The sequence below is a fragment of the Acinetobacter sp. ANC5681 genome (genome assembly GCF_023488045.1).
Classification (GTDB): domain Bacteria; phylum Pseudomonadota; class Gammaproteobacteria; order Pseudomonadales; family Moraxellaceae; genus Acinetobacter.
Window position 1 is genome coordinate 140052 of the sequence record NZ_JAMFKZ010000002.1, and the last position, 15435, is coordinate 155486.

15 protein-coding genes are annotated in these 15435 nt (G+C 41.3%); 5 read left to right on the forward strand and 10 right to left on the reverse strand.

Annotated elements, in window-relative coordinates; genetic code table 11:
* The first annotated feature begins 45 nt into the window (after positions 1 to 45).
* Positions 46 to 237 carry a DNA gyrase inhibitor YacG gene (locus M5121_RS02110; RefSeq protein ID WP_249570165.1) on the forward strand — a complete coding sequence of 64 codons (192 nt, stop codon included), beginning with the start codon at positions 46 to 48 and terminating at the stop codon, positions 235 to 237.
* Here M5121_RS02110 and M5121_RS02115 read toward each other — a convergent pair.
* From M5121_RS02115 to M5121_RS02135, 5 genes are all read right to left on the reverse strand, one after another.
* Positions 234 to 878 carry an MBL fold metallo-hydrolase gene (locus M5121_RS02115; protein ID WP_249570166.1) on the reverse strand — a complete coding sequence of 215 codons (645 nt, stop codon included), beginning with the start codon at positions 876 to 878 and terminating at the stop codon, positions 234 to 236. The genes M5121_RS02110 and M5121_RS02115 overlap by 4 nt on opposite strands.
* A gap of 29 nt (positions 879 to 907) precedes the next feature.
* A complete protein-coding gene (gene hemH / locus M5121_RS02120) occupies positions 908 to 1924 on the reverse strand; it encodes a ferrochelatase (protein WP_249570167.1) in 1017 nt (338 codons plus the stop codon).
* A 69-nt stretch (positions 1925 to 1993) separates the two neighbouring features.
* On the reverse strand, positions 1994 to 3022 hold the full coding sequence (locus M5121_RS02125; protein ID WP_087542990.1) for a DUF4062 domain-containing protein: 1029 nt from the start codon (positions 3020 to 3022) through the stop codon (positions 1994 to 1996).
* Positions 3023 to 3126: 104 nt separating this feature from the next.
* Entirely contained in the window at positions 3127 to 4005 is an 879-nt protein-coding gene (gene murI, locus M5121_RS02130) for a glutamate racemase (RefSeq protein ID WP_178882977.1), read from the reverse strand.
* A gap of 43 nt (positions 4006 to 4048) precedes the next feature.
* Positions 4049 to 4672 (reverse strand): DUF1285 domain-containing protein, encoded by a 624-nt coding sequence (locus M5121_RS02135; protein ID WP_050042092.1) that lies wholly within the window; start codon positions 4670 to 4672, stop codon positions 4049 to 4051.
* A gap of 187 nt (positions 4673 to 4859) precedes the next feature.
* On the opposite strand from M5121_RS02135, the gene M5121_RS02140 reads away from it, so the two are divergent.
* Positions 4860 to 6572 (forward strand): electron transfer flavoprotein-ubiquinone oxidoreductase, encoded by a 1713-nt coding sequence (locus M5121_RS02140; RefSeq protein WP_249570168.1) that lies wholly within the window; start codon positions 4860 to 4862, stop codon positions 6570 to 6572.
* A gap of 263 nt (positions 6573 to 6835) precedes the next feature.
* On the opposite strand, the gene M5121_RS02145 is transcribed toward M5121_RS02140, so the two are convergent.
* Together M5121_RS02145 and tusA are read right to left on the reverse strand one after the other, a co-directional pair.
* Positions 6836 to 7630 (reverse strand): tetratricopeptide repeat protein, encoded by a 795-nt coding sequence (locus M5121_RS02145; RefSeq protein WP_249570169.1) that lies wholly within the window; start codon positions 7628 to 7630, stop codon positions 6836 to 6838.
* A 35-nt stretch (positions 7631 to 7665) separates the two neighbouring features.
* Positions 7666 to 7923 carry a sulfurtransferase TusA gene (tusA, locus tag M5121_RS02150; RefSeq protein ID WP_004680654.1) on the reverse strand — a complete coding sequence of 86 codons (258 nt, stop codon included), beginning with the start codon at positions 7921 to 7923 and terminating at the stop codon, positions 7666 to 7668.
* Positions 7924 to 8098: 175 nt separating this feature from the next.
* On the opposite strand from tusA, the gene M5121_RS02155 reads away from it, so the two are divergent.
* Positions 8099 to 8938: a CBS domain-containing protein gene (locus M5121_RS02155; protein WP_004756240.1), complete on the forward strand. Its 840-nt coding sequence runs from the start codon at positions 8099 to 8101 to the stop codon at positions 8936 to 8938.
* On the forward strand, positions 8935 to 10494 hold the full coding sequence (lnt, locus tag M5121_RS02160) for an apolipoprotein N-acyltransferase (RefSeq protein WP_249570170.1): 1560 nt from the start codon (positions 8935 to 8937) through the stop codon (positions 10492 to 10494). The genes M5121_RS02155 and lnt overlap by 4 nt, the downstream gene beginning before the upstream one ends.
* Before the next feature lie 55 nt (positions 10495 to 10549).
* Here lnt and M5121_RS02165 read toward each other — a convergent pair whose 3' ends face one another.
* The 3 genes from M5121_RS02165 to gspF all read right to left on the reverse strand — a co-directional run bounded on the left by M5121_RS02165 (position 10550) and on the right by gspF (position 12956).
* On the reverse strand, positions 10550 to 10894 hold the full coding sequence (locus tag M5121_RS02165; RefSeq protein WP_249570171.1) for a hypothetical protein: 345 nt from the start codon (positions 10892 to 10894) through the stop codon (positions 10550 to 10552).
* Between the two features lie 263 nt (positions 10895 to 11157).
* On the reverse strand, positions 11158 to 11727 hold the full coding sequence (gspG, locus tag M5121_RS02170; protein WP_502798259.1) for a type II secretion system major pseudopilin GspG: 570 nt from the start codon (positions 11725 to 11727) through the stop codon (positions 11158 to 11160).
* Between the two features lie 23 nt (positions 11728 to 11750).
* Positions 11751 to 12956, reverse strand: a complete 1206-nt coding sequence (gene gspF, locus M5121_RS02175; RefSeq protein ID WP_249570172.1) for a type II secretion system inner membrane protein GspF — start codon at positions 12954 to 12956, stop codon at positions 11751 to 11753.
* Between the two features lie 161 nt (positions 12957 to 13117).
* Between gspF and M5121_RS02180 the strand changes: the two genes are divergently transcribed.
* Complete coding sequence (locus M5121_RS02180; RefSeq protein ID WP_502798261.1) at positions 13118 to 15343, forward strand: primosomal protein N'; 2226 nt, start codon at positions 13118 to 13120, stop codon at positions 15341 to 15343.
* Positions 15344 to 15435: the final 92 nt, after the last annotated feature.

Sequence of the window (15435 nt, forward strand, 5' to 3'; positions counted from 1 at the left end):
TTTACTTTTGCCTAATCTATTTGTTTTATGTTTTAGGAATTTTCTATGCCACGTACATTTCCCTGCCCTCGTTGTGGTGAAGCCAGCACTTGGGAAGGTAATGAATTTCGTCCGTTTTGCTCAGAGCGTTGCAAACTAATCGATCTTGGGGCTTGGGCGAGCGATGAATACAAATTACCTACCCAAGATTCACCTCAGGCAGGCGATAAACGTCATGAAGATGAATACGAGGATTAGCCAGCTTTACTTGCAACGAATGGGTTGAATTGTTTCTCGTAACCGATTGTGCTGATTGGACCATGCCCCGAAATAAACTGAGTTTCATCAGGTAAGCTAAAGCATTCTCTTTTAATCGAATCGAGTAACTGCTGATGATTTCCTTTTGGAAAATCTGTACGTCCAATCGAGCCTTTAAACAACACATCACCCGTCCAAAGCAAACCATGCTTTTGATTGTAAAACATCACATGACCAGGCGTATGTCCTGGTGCAAAACGCACCTCGAATTCGTCTTCACCCAGTTTTAAGGTTTCACCACCTTCTAACCACTGATCGACTTTAACAGGTTGGGGAATTGGGAAACCATAACGTGCTGAGACTTCTTGAATCATATCTAACCAGAATTGGTCTTCTTTATGTGGACCAATCACAGGAATATTCCATGTCTCAGCAAGTTCGCCCACCGCACCTGCATGATCAAGATGCCCATGCGTTAACCAAAGTGCTTTAACATTTAAACCGAGTGCTTCTACTTGTTGTTTGAGTACAGCAGCATCACCACCTGCGTCAATCAAAACAGCCTCTTTACTTTCACTATCCCAAAGAATAGAACAATTTTGGGAAAATGCAGTAACGGGTACAATTTTGACTTGCAGCATAAAAACCTCTGGCGAAATAAAACGTCAATTTAACGATGGGCTAAGGTATGAGTAAGGGCATCAAGATTAGCCTGAACTAGACTAGCAAGCAAATCAATATGCGCTTGATCGCTGTTCAAAGCAGGAATATAAGCATATTCCCCACCACCCGCATGTTGAAACAGTTCTTTATTCTGGATGGCCAACTCTTCCAATGTTTCTAAACAATCCGCCGAAAATGCAGGACTCAATACTTGCACTGATTTAACTTTTTGCTCACCCCATTGCTGTAAAATCACATCCGTATATGGCTTAACCCATTCCTGCTTACCAAAGCGAGATTGGAAACTAATAGCCCATTCATGCTCATTTAGGTGCAATGCTTCAGCAACGAGTTTCGCTGTCATACGACAACGATCAGCATAAGGATCACCTTTATCCGCATACGGCTGCGGGATACCATGAAAAGACATCAATAATTTTTCAGGTTTACCATATTGGGCTTGATAAGCGACAACACTATCCGCCAATGCCTGAATAAACATGGGATGTTGATAATAATCTTTGATTAACGTCAGACCGGGTAAATGGCGTTGTTTAGGAATCCATTTTGCAAAAGCATCATAAAGGGGTGCTGTTGATGTTGCAGAATACTGAGGGAATAAAGGTAAAAGGATAACGTGCTCTTGCGGTGTTTTTTCCAGTTGTGCCAAGACATCATAAATGCTCGGTTGCCCATAGGTCATAGCAGGAACAACCGTCAAATCAAAAGGCTGATTTTCCGATTGTAAGCGTTGCTTCACCAATTCAGTTTGCTCAAGCACAATTTCTCGCATTGGTGAATCTTTTGACCATACAGAAGCATAAGCTTCAGCCACTCTTTTAGGACGAAATGTCAATACAAATAAATGTAAAATAATCCACCAAATCGGTTTCGGGATTTCAATGACACGTGTATCGGATAAAAATTGTTTTAAAAATCGACGTACTGCTGGCACAGTGGCTTCGTCTGGCGTACCTAAATTTGCTAAAACCACAGTCACTTTTGGTTTTGGTGTAGCTGACATAGATCGCTTCCGCTATAGCTAAATTTCTTCAATTACTTTAGCAGTTTTATGATTATTTTTTAAATTGAATTAATGCATGGTCTTAAATTGAAAAACCCGATTACTATCCAAAATGTTACTTTCTAATAACTTCTGCCCTTTTGAGGTCAATTGCCATAACATCCGTTGGCGATCATCACGACCAGTTGGCATAATCCATTCATTTTGACGCATTTGTGTTTTAATTTCATGCAGCGCACGAATATTGATTTGCGCACGAGAAACAGCATGCGCGCGTGGCATTTCCTTGCGCGCATCATCCAGACCCGTTTCATTTAGATATTCATTCATGCGCTTGGAAAAATATTCTTCAGGTGTTGGAATCACAAATGATGAACCAAGCACATTCAGTAATTGTGCCCATGTCATTTTACGGAATGGTTTAACTTCTTTGAAATTACCATCTTGATAAGCATGCATACGATATTCAAATGAATAAATCTCATGCATTGATACCTTTGGAACAGTTGCAATCGGATCGACTTCTCGACTTCCAACTTCAGTTTCAAGTTGTTTTACTTTTGCACGCAAACTGTCAATTTCATCTTGTAAAACTTGCGTATTTTGCGGACGCACCCAACCGACCACAGGATAACGCTCTAACATTTGTGGCATATTCGAACGTACCGCAAGTTCTAAATCACGCAAAGTCCGATAAGTAAAAACTTGATCAACTTCATGTTGAAGCTGTTTTCTAAACTCTTTGAATTTTTCTCTCAATTCTAATTTATGATCATGTAATACAGCATCACGTGATTCAGGATCTTCATGCATGAATACAATCACAGGTTTTTGCTTCGTCATGGCGTAAATATATTCCAGATGCATGTAACCGACACCTGAAACGGATTGTTCGCCATACTGGCTACCTAATAAGATTACGACGTAATCACAGTCATCTATTTGACGACGAGCAATAGAGGTACTTAATGGTGTGCGCTGTTCTAAGCCCCACGAAAAGAAACCCATCCCAACCAAAGTTTGAGTCAAGACTGCTCGCTCTGGTTGCATTTCATTGCCAGACGTAGAAATAAACACTTGATAACGGGTATCTTGCATAGGCTAAGCCTCAATTCACTGATCAATAATTTTAAGCTATTTTGCTTAAATTTTATTAATAGATAACCTAGATCAAACCACAAATATGATTAGATTTTAAGCACTTAAGCAGTACTTTCATCCAAATTGCGAATCGTCCATGTTATTTGTTCTGGTACTAGATGTTTGAGCACTAATGATAACTCAATCGCATTATTACCACTGACATAACATTCAATACGTGTAATATTATGACTTATTTTGTCACATAATAACCTATTTTTTATTAAAATATATGCTGTTTGTCGTGCAACCGCTTGCCCAGAGTCAATTAACTTTAACTTTTCACCAAAAACCTGACGAATCGCATCTTTTAGGAAGGGATAATGGGTACAACCTAACACTAAAAAGTCCGCACCTTGAGCAACAACAGGCTGTAAAATTTCTTGCAATACATTCAAACAACCTTGACTCATTTGCTGACCTGACTCCACAAAAGGTACCAGTTTTAAACTGGTTACAGCGAGAACTTTCACCCCAGCAGGTTCAGCAAATTTGAGCATGACATCTTTAATCAATTGACCACGAAAAGTTGCTGGTGTTGCTAACACTGCTACAACTTTAGATTGGGTTTGGATCACAGCAGGCTTCAACGCAGGAACTAAACCTACGATTGGAAAACGCTCACCATAATAATCTCGCAAATAATCCAAACTAAAAGCTGAAGCAGTGTTACAAGCGACAACTGCAATTTTGCAACCTTGTCGATACAACCACTCAATTGCTTGAGCAGTAAGCTTGCGAATCTCTTGATCTGAACGCGCACCATAGGGAACATGCGCTGTATCTGCATAATAAAGAATGCGTTCATTCGGTAAATGTTGTGCAATTTCTTGTGCAATCGATAATCCACCAATACCCGAATCAAAAACCCCAATTGGCGCATCAGCAGATGCGTGTGGCATAGGATCCAATAAGAGAGGCATAGGTTGAACAACTGTCATACACACGTGAGCACTAATTTATCTAATCTTTTAAGCTTAAACCTCAGGTGCTCAAATGCAAGATCAAATCACCACTTTTTAACGTTAAAACAGCCTCACCTTGAGCATTTTCAGACAAAGAACCATAGTTCACGAGATGATAAAAACTTTGTCTCTGGATTAAAGCATTGATACCAAAACGTATATGTACATATGGGCGTAATTCACCTGCATATTCACGCATAAAAATAGGGTGTGTTTCATCCACAATCACGACGTCCTGATTGGTTGTAGAGACTTGCAAATAAGATTTTCCATCAATTTCAATTTGATCCACATGATTGATTAATAAAGGCTCATCTTCTACCTCAATTTCAATCTGCTCAACAGGTGTTTTAAGATAAAATTTACCCTCTTCTTTCCAAAGTACTTTAGTAAACAAATCCAATAGCGCCTGCCGCTTGATCAATTGACCTTCGTGCCACCATTCACCATTGGCTTTTACTTTCAAATCCATTTTGCCACAATGCTTTGGATGCCATTGGTCTAAAGGTGGAATTGACCTTTTGTGACTTTGCTGTACATCTTTTAAGTATTGTGAAATGTTCATTAAGTTTTTATCATCAGAAAACATGATTTTTCCCTGATTTTCTAAAGGGTTTTGTGAAGAATCATTTTCATTTATCATAGTTTATGCCTTGCTGACGAGAAAATATGACCGCTCAGCCAATTGGCGAGCCCAAGGTTTAAAACTATACTATCCCAAATGTTTGCAAGCACAATAGTAGCATTTGTGTTTGGCAATTCAGAACACTCATGGCAGCACCGAATCGCAATATTACGGTTGCCACCCTTAAAAATATGAGGAGTCCTACATGGAACACATCGAACGTGAAGCGATGGAGTTTGACGTAGTGATCGTAGGCGCAGGCCCTGCGGGATTATCTGCTGCGATTAAAATTCGTCAATTAGCCATTGAAAACAACTTACCTGATCTTTCTGTTTGTGTGGTTGAAAAAGGCTCTGAAGTCGGTGCGCATATCCTTTCTGGTGCTGTGCTTGAACCACGTGCCATGAATGAATTGTTCCCAGACTGGAAAGAACAAGGTGCACCGTTGAATGTGCCTGTGACTGGCGACGAGACCTATTTCCTACTTTCTGATACTAAATCTCAGAAAATGCCACACTGGATGGTACCAAAGACTTTGCATAACCAAGGCAATTATGCGGTATCACTGGGTAATGTGGTTCGCTGGTTGGGTCAAAAAGCGGAAGAGCTTGAAGTATCTATTTTCCCAGGCTTTGCTGCTTCAGAAATTCTGTACCATGCCGATGGAACAGTCAAAGGCATTCAAACGGGTGATATGGGCATTGGCAAAAATGGTGAGCCAACGCATAACTTTACACCGGGTTATGAGCTTCATGCTAAATATACTTTGTTTGCAGAAGGCTGCCGTGGTCATTTGGGCAAACGCTTAATTGCAAACTTCAATTTAGACAAAGATGCTGATCCGCAACATTATGGTATTGGTATTAAAGAACTTTGGGAAATCGACCCAGTTAAGCATAAAGAAGGCTTGGTCATGCATGGCTTAGGTTGGCCTTTGGATGAAACAGCTTCTGCTGGTGGTTGGTTCCTTTATCATCTTGAAAATAATCAAGTAAGCTTAGGCATGATTATTGATTTATCTTACGAAAATCCGCACATGTATCCATTTATGGAAATGCAACGCTGGAAAACGCATCCATTGATCAAACAATATCTTGAAGGTGGAAAACGCATTTCTTATGGCGCACGTGCGGTCGTGAAAGGTGGTTTTAACTCTTTACCGAAACTGACATTCCCAGGCGGCTGCTTGATTGGTGATGATGCTGGCTTCCTTAACATGGCAAAAATTAAGGGTTCTCACACTGCCATGAAATCTGGCATGTTGTGTGGTGAAGCAGTATTTGAAGCAATTGCAGCAGGCGTAGCCAAAGGTGGCGATTTAGCCGTTGCACGTGTGACTGAAAGCGAAGATCATTTCGATAAAGAATTAACAGCGTATACTGAAAAATATGACAATTCTTGGTTAAAAGAAGAGTTATACAATACGCGTAATTTTGGTTCAGCAGTCCATAAATTTGGTACTTGGATTGGTGGCGCATTTAACTTTATCGATCAAAACATCCTTAAAGTACCATTTACTCTACACGATCTTAAACAAGACTTTGCTGTACTTAAAACAGTTGATACCTCAACGTTCAAACCAAACTATCCAAAACCAGATGGTAAGTTGACCTTTGACCGTTTATCTTCAGTATTCGTGTCAAATACAGTGCATGAAGAGAACCAACCTGCTCACTTAAAGCTAACTGATCCATCAATTCCAGTGAATGTAAACTTACCAAAATGGGATGAGCCTGCTCAACGCTACTGTCCTGCTGGTGTTTATGAAATCATGGAAAATGATGATGGTTCCAAACGCTTCCAGATTAACGCAGCAAACTGTGTACACTGTAAGACTTGTGACATTAAAGACCCTTCACAAAACATTACTTGGGTAACCCCTGAGGGTGGTGGTGGTCCTAATTACCCTAACATGTAATCTATTATCATAGTCATTACTCAAAGCCCTGATTGAAAGATTGGGGCTTTGTTTCTTTTAACATTCGAGCTAAAATCAACTCAATTTTTTCTTTTTATGCAGATAAAGGAAAGGTTTTTAAGCAACTCAAACATCAGAATATTCAATGGCGTGAAATTACTGAGATAGCCAAGTTTGAAAATTTGCTTAAAAATAGCCTGATCAAGGAAGCATAATAAATATATCGCCCTGTCCCAAAATGTCAGGGCTTATTCATAGCATGACTATATATTGGCCAATAAAAACTCATGAGTGGGGCTTCCATATTCCCAAAGATGACCAAACTCTCTCCAGTAAACAAATGCCTGATCTTTCCCACCCATAGTGATATATCCCTCCTCAAATTCAGCAGGTTTAGGATGACGTTTTTTCTTGAGTTCTCGAGCAACCAGTGGAAAAGCAGCTTTTGCTTCAAAAAATGTGGCTTTAGCTCTATCCATATCTTGCTGCATTAATGCAAACAATACTTTTCCATATAAAAATTCAGGGCTATGGTCTTCTGGATACTTGGTATCCAGCCATTGCAATTTTAATTTATTCCCTGTTTCAAGAAAGCGTTTTAATAACAGATAGCGTGCTCCCTGATTATCATTTGGGGATATCTTCACTAATCTTGTAAAAATCTGCTCCGCTTCAACAGCCATCGGTGTATCAGCCAAATGTAAGGCTAAATTAAAGCAAGCCCTTAAAAATGGACGGTTCTCAATAAAGCCCCATTCTAATAAATCTTTATCCCAGTTAAATGTAGTGGAAAATGCTGCCAATCCAATACGATGAGCCTCACGCAAAGCAAGATAAGATTCCATTTTTCGACCAGAATATTTATAAACCAGCCCAAGATGAACCCAAGCATCAATATGTTGGGGATACTCAGAAAGTAGCTTGGTTAGAGTCAGCTCTGATGCAAGTAAACTGCCTTGAGACAAGTACTCCAATGCTTCATCAAATTGCTGCTCTATATCCTCATCAATCAAAGTTTCAAAAACCCACATGTGTTTTTCAAGCTGTTTTAATTTCACTGGGCCATTTCCTCAAATTTAATTCAATATCCAGACTACCCTTTCTGTACCAAGTAGCGATATTCAGTGTGACTGTTTTCATCGAGACTTTCTTCTTTTAATAATAGTTCATGCCCTAAATGCATACAGAATTTTGGAATATCCCATGAGGTTGACGGGTCGGTTGCCAGCACCTCCACAACATCACCCGACTTTGCCTTGCGGATAGCCTGATGCAACATCATGACAGGCTCAGGACAACGTAAACCTCTAGTATTAAGTTGAACAGTGGGAAGTTGAGGTTGTTCGGACATCATCATACTCATATATTTTAATATTCACATTTTAACATAAAGTAAGTCGATAAAAATCATCAACAGCTTTTTGAAAAACTGTACATTTTTCGCATCGTTTTATTAATGCATATCCGCTTTTTCTTCGGTATGATGAAAATCATCTAATTGATATAGAGAGTCTTTAGGAAAGATCATGGTCGAGGAATCCAGTCCGTCGTGGGGTATGCGTGGCTTAAGAAAGTGGTTAGGTACTGCACCTGAAACCCGCGATGAATTACTCAGGTTAGTTCAAGACTCACGTCGTTTTTTAGAACCAGATACTGTTGCTATGCTTGAGGGTGTTCTCGATCTACCAGCAACAAAAATTCGGGAAGTCATGACGCCTCGAACTGCAATCATCAGCTTACAGGAAGATGATCAGTTATTGGATATTTTAGATATCCTGATTGATTCAGCACATTCGCGTTTCCCAGTGTTCTCAGCAGATCAAAGTGATAATGTTGTTGGTATTTTATTAGCAAAAGACCTTTTACCTTTTTTGACTGAGCGTAATGTCAAAGTCGATATTCGTTCATTGATGCGCCAGCCTGTATTTGTGCCCGAAAGTGCACGTTCAGACCAGGTGCTACGCATGTTGAAGAATACCCAGACCCATATTGCCATCGTGATTGATGAGTATGGTTCAACTTCTGGTTTAGTCACCCTTGAAGACATTCTCGAAGAGATTGTTGGTGAAATTGAAGACGAACACGATATTGCCGATGAAGAAGCACTATATATCGTACCTGACAATGACCCAACCACAGCCAATACATGGATTGTGCAAGCACTTACACCCATTGAACATTTCAACACTATTTTAGATGCAGATTTTTCTGATGATGAAGTTGAAACTATGGGCGGTTTGCTACTGCAAGAGATTGGTTTAGTGAGCGATTTACAAGGTCAAACCATTGAGCTTGGAGATTGGCAATTTACCATTATTGAAGCAGATGCACGCACTATTCATCTGATTCGAGCTGTCCGTCAATGAGAAGCTATTTTGAAAAGCTGTTAAATCCATCTCAACCACAAAAACAGCTCCCCTTTATTGTTCCACTGCTGATTGCCCTGATCTCAGGCGCAATCTTTAGCTTGGCACTTGCACCGTATTATTTCTGGTGGTTGGCGATTCTATCACCAGCACTATTGTATGCTGTATTACGCCAGCGTAGTCCACGCCAAGCCTTTGCACTGGGCTGGGCCTATGGTTTTGGTTTATGGTTTGTGGGGGCATTTTGGCTCTACACCTCCATCCATACCTATGGCGACACCAATGCCTTTTTAAGCATCCTGATGATTGTCTTTATGGCAGCCGCAATGGGCTTATTTACTGCTTTTCAAACATGGCTGTACCGTCGCTTTTTCCCAGAAACACCACTCACCTTTGCCCCGCTCTGGGTGATGTTTGAATGGGCAAAAACCTGGGTATTTACAGGTTTCCCATGGTTGTTTGCTGGATACGCATTTACTGAACGGCTGCTGGATGGCTATGCACCTTTATTTGGTATTTATGCAGTTTCATTTGTGGTCATCGTGCTGGCATGTGCTTTGGTCGAAATTTTAAATCGACGCTGGTTTTGGGCCATTCCCTCCGCCTTGCTGGTGCTAGGGGCCTGGGGTGCTGGATTTATCCAGTTTGTTCAGCCCAAAGCCTCCAAGCCCCTGAGCGTGTCCCTGATTCAGGGCAATATTCCGCAAGATCTGAAATGGCTGACTGAATACCAGATCAAGACTTTAGAGATTTATGCAACCCTGACCCGTGCGGAATGGGGGCGTGACCTGATCGTTTGGCCTGAATCTTCAATTCCAATGTTCCAGACCGATATTCCTGAATTTTTGGAGGCCATGGCAGCTCAGGCAAAAAAGACAGATACAGCATGGGTCACAGGTATTCCCTATTGGGACGTGGCAAAATCACAGCAGGTGGGTGAACCACTGTACTACAACAGCCTCATGTCTTCGGGCAGCGACTCTCACGGTCTGTATAAAAAGCAACGCTTAGTGCCGTTTGGTGAGTACATTCCATTGTCAGGCATGTTGAAATGGGTACTGCCCGCCATGCAGAACGATGTCAGCATGAGTGGTTTCTCGCGTGGTGAAGCCAATCAGAAGCCACTGATCGTAAAAGGTCATGCACTCGCAGCCGCAATTTGCTATGAGGTCGCCTACCCGAACCTCACCCGCCGCAATGCATCGAATAGCGACTTTTTAATCACGGTTTCAAATGATGCCTGGTTTACAGGAACGGCTGGACCTTGGCAACATCTACAAATGGTGCAAATGCGCGCCAAGGAAAATGGTCGCTGGTTTATTCGCGCCACCAATACAGGCGTGACTGCGTTTATTGACCACAATGGTCATATCGTGAAACAGGCACCTTTGGATGAGGCGTTTGTATTACGTGGTGATTTACCCGCAATGCAGGGAAAAACCTTATATAGTCGTTTCAGCGATTATCCTATTCTGATCTTCTCCATTCTTCTATTGGTTGTAGGCTGGATTTATCGTCCACGTAAAGTTGATGTATCGTTTAAATCACGGCGGTAATAAAAAAGAGCGTTGTAAATCAACGCTCTTTTTCAATCCTAGATTAGCACTTGAATTACAAGGCCAATGTTAAGTGTACTGATAAATATGCAACCAGACTCGATAAAAATAACATCGGAATATAGCGGTAGGCCTTAAACAACAATTGCTCATATTTGGAAATCATCCCCTGATTATCCCATACGGTTGTTTTTAAGGCACTTAGAAAACACAGTACAAACCATGCACTCAACATGCTCAATGCAAAAAAACCAATCATGATCTGGCTGCTACCTTCTGTAGCATGCCATAAACTTAACGCCCCTTCTGTAATCGGCAATAACATTAAAATCAGTAAGACAGATTTAAGCATTGCCCAATGAAACTGATTCAGTTCATCCAACATAAAAAATGCTTTCATTTGCTCACTCCATGCCTGATTTAAATGGTCTGAATTTATTATGCAAAGCTTTGATTTAAAGGAAAATTCTATTTACCTACATAATTCATTGTTTCTTGTAACCATTAAGCATGGGAATAATTCTTATTATAAATCTCACATAGTTAATATTTTATTTTTACATATTTTTCAAAAACTTAGACAAAAATTATTAATCAATAAACATTATCACTTCACTCTTGATTTATTTAATCAAAAAAATGAAGTGATATTTTATTCAAGCATTATGGCTGATAATAAATATCAGCATCATTACCCTCGCCGCCTTCTTTACCATCCGCACCAAACGAATATAAATCAAACGCGCGACCTTCACGGCCAGGAATCACATATTGAACATCATTTTCCCAACTGTCTTTTGGATAACCACCTTTAACATAACCACCTGGCAACCAGTTTTTAGCGGCCGCAGGTTTGTTGACCAAAGCATCTAAACCACCATCTTGCATCGATGGATAACGACCATTATCGAGCTTATATTGATCCAAAGCACCTGCAACACCTTTTAAGGTAATATTGGTGGTATCTACTTTGGCTTTTTCACCACGTCCCATCACATTAGGTACAATCAGCGCAGCCAAAACACCTAGAATTACAATAACAACCATCACCTCAATGAGGGTAAATCCTGAGGCACGATTCGTTCGAGCAACGCTCGACACTGCCGCAAGGCGAGAAGCTGTGCTTCGAGTGGCTGGATTAAGATTATACTCGGACTCTGAGTTGCAAGATTCCGCGAGGGTAGAAGCATTCAAGCTACGTCCAACATTTTGTTTATCTATTAAATTATTCATATTCATCTCTTACATCTTACTCATCAGATCATATTGTTCATATTAATAATTGGCAACATTACTGCAATCACAATCACCAATACAATTGCCGCCATAAAAATCAGCATCAAAGGTTCAAGCAAGGCCAGTAATGTAGAAATAAAGGTCGTCACCTCACGATCTTGCATGGTCGATGCACGATCCAACATCCGATCCAGTTCACCTGACGCTTCACCACTTCGAATCATTTGTACCATCATGGGTGGGAAATAACCGCAACGCTCCAATTGTGTTGCTAAATTACCACCTTCTGTTACACGTTCCATCGCCACTTCAATCGCATCGCGAATCACCCAGTTATTGCTCACTTCCGCGCCAATGCGTAACGCTTCAACCAAAGGTACACCTGAACGGGTCAAAATCGACAGCGTACTAGCAAAACGTGCTGCATTGATACCACGCGAGAGTTTACCAAACAGCGGCAACTTGAGTGTTAAACGGTCAAAGGCATAATGCCCTGCAGTCGTTCTTAGAAACCGTGTAAACAGAATGATTGCAATCACAGCAAGGATCAGCATTGCAATCCATGTATGGCGAATAAAGGTACTGGCTTTCATCAGCACAACCGTAATCCACGGCAAGGCTTCTTTACTTTGTTCAAAAGTCTTAACGATTTCAGGCACGACATAGGTCATTAGACCCATGACAATTCCGAAAGACATCAACATCAGTACAATCGGATAAATCATCGCGCCCTGAATTTTCTTTTGCATGGCAAAACGATTTTCAGTGTAATCCGAAAGCTGATCTAGAATCAGGTCCAGATGCCCCGAACGCTCACCTGCCGCAACTGTGGCAATATACAGTTCAGGGAATCGCCCCGACTGCTGCATACTTTTCGCCAGTGAATGTCCTTCCAAAACCTTGGATCGTACGGCAATTAATAGGTTTTGCACATGTGATTTTTCACTTTGTTTACTCACTGCACGCAGTGCTTCTTCAAGTGGAATTCCTGCAGCGACCAAGACTGAAAGCTGACGGGTCATCAGGGCAAGATCATAGGCACTAAAGCTTTTTTTAAACCATGAGCGTTGTTGCTGTTTGTCTTTTTGCTCAACGGCATCGACCGCAATGGGTGTCCATGCTTTATCGCGTAACTGTTGACGAATTTGGCGTGCAGAATCCCCTTCCAGCACACCTTTATGTTGCTTTCCAGAGGCATCAAGCGCAGTAAATTGATAAGCAGGCATGGTTCTGTTCTAATTGTCCCAAAATAGTTGTTGTTACAGTTGCATCCGTGTTTGAAATGAAACCTGAGAGTTTCACAAGAAATTCATCGACATAACACTTCGCACTTTAGCATAATTCCATGACATGCAGTCATGCCATTTTAACCATGAATGAAGCCTATATGCCTACCGAAAATTCTAACGCGATTCTGTACCGTATTCGAGTTGCAATACCCGTTTATGTTTACGACACGTTTGACTACACGGTCAGCCCTGAACAATACGCACAAGCTCAAATCGGTGCACGTGTCGCGATTTCGTTTGGACGGCAAAATCTCGTGGGAATCATTACTGAAAAAGTTGATCCAAACGAAGCATTTACAGGGCAATTCAAACTTAAACCCATCACAGAATTACTCGATCAGGAATCGATTTTAGACCAACAAGTTTTAACTTTGTTGACATGGTCAGCACAATATTACCAATTCCCGATTGGTGAGGTGATGCAAAGCGCTCTGCCTACTTTATTAAGACAAGGGCGCTCCTTAGACATTCTGTTTCATTTATGGAAAATCATCCCATACGATGACCCGAATGCCTTATTAAAACGCTCTCAAAAACAATATGATGCCTATCAGGTGTTAAAACTTCATCCACATGGAGCCACCGAGAATATACTTAACCTGAGTGGTGTAGAAACCTCAACTTTAAAGGCATTAGAAAAAAAGGGCTTGGTTGAATGCTGCCTAGAACCGCATGATTTCACCCCTACACCTGTGCAATTGGCTCAAGTGCCTTTAACACCGAACGAAGATCAAAAGAAAGCCATTCAACAGATCCTCAAAGCACAACATCACTATCAGGCATTTTTACTCGATGGTTTGACTGGCAGTGGCAAAACTGAAGTTTATTTGCAAGTCATGCATGAGGTGTTAAAACAAGGCAAACAAGTATTGGTACTAGTGCCTGAAATTGGCCTAACCCCGCAAACGGTCGCTCGTTTTAAGTCACGGTTTCATTCCGATTTGGCTTTACTGCACTCAGGCTTAAATGACTCAAAACGTTTACAAGCATGGCAACATGCACAAACGGGCAAAGCTTCCATTATTATTGGCACACGTTCAGCAATCTATACCCCACTTCCTCAGCTTGGTTTAATCATCTTGGATGAGGAACATGATCTCTCATTTAAGCAGCAAGAAGGTTTTCGTTATCATACCCGTGATGTCGCGTTGTATCGTGGCCATTTGCAAAACTGCCCTGTCATTCTCGGTTCAGCCACCCCAAGTATTGACAGTTATCACTTGGTGGAATCGGGCAAGTTACATTTGCTTGAGTTGAATCAGCGTGCGGGCATCGCTGTACTGCCGAAAATGTATGTGGTGGATTTAAAAGTCGCAAAAAAGAAGCATGGTCTCAGCCAAACCCTGATCGAACAGATTAAGCATACTTTAGAGCGTAAAGAACAGGTGCTGATCTTTTTAAATCGACGTGGTTATGCGCCGATCCTGATGTGTGAAAGCTGTGGTTGGCAAGCCAACTGCCCACATTGTGATGCGCATTTTACTTTGCATTCACAGCCCTACCATTATTTGCATTGTCATCATTGCGGCACCATCAATCGTCTGCCTGATCATTGTCCTGCATGTCAGAAACAAAGCTTAAAAACGATTGGGGCAGGAACAGCAAAACTTGAAGAACATTTACAGGAGCTTTTCCCACATCATGAAGTGGTTCGGGTCGATCGTGACAGCACCAGTCGAGTCGGTAGCTGGCAGAAAATTTATGATCGCATTCAGCAAAATAAACCGAGCATTTTGTTGGGCACACAAATGCTGGCCAAAGGCCATCATTTTCCGCATGTGACTCTCGTCGCGATTTTAGACATTGATGCAGGACTGCTCAGTGTTGACCCACGTGCACCTGAACGAACTGCACAGCTGATTGTGCAAGTCGCTGGCCGCGCTGGTCGTGGTGAGCATAAAGGCAGTGTTTATTTGCAAAGTTTGCGTCCGGATCATCCGATGCTGACCACATTAATTGAACATGATTATCGTACTGTCGCCAAACAAATGCTGGCTGATCGCAAAATTGCCCTGCTACCACCTTATCGTTATGCAGTATTGGTTCGGGTTGAATCTAAAGACAGAGATTATAGCCAACAATTTTTAGCTGATATTGCACAACAATTACGTACAATGGCTGGAGATTTAGTTGATATTTGGGGGCCCATTCCCGCACCGATGGAACGTAAAGCTGGTCGTTATCGCGCGCATATGGTGATTTTATCCACTGATCGCGCCAAACTGCACTTTTATTTACGTCAATGGTGGCAACAAGTGGTACATTTACCACGTCAGCATTTGCTCAGACTCTCGATCGATGTTGATCCACAAGAGTTTAGTTAAATCAGTGGTTTATTAAATTTTGTGATATTAAAAATCATTTCCAAAAAATAAAAAAATCAAACTATTCGTAATAAACATTAACTTTGCAAATG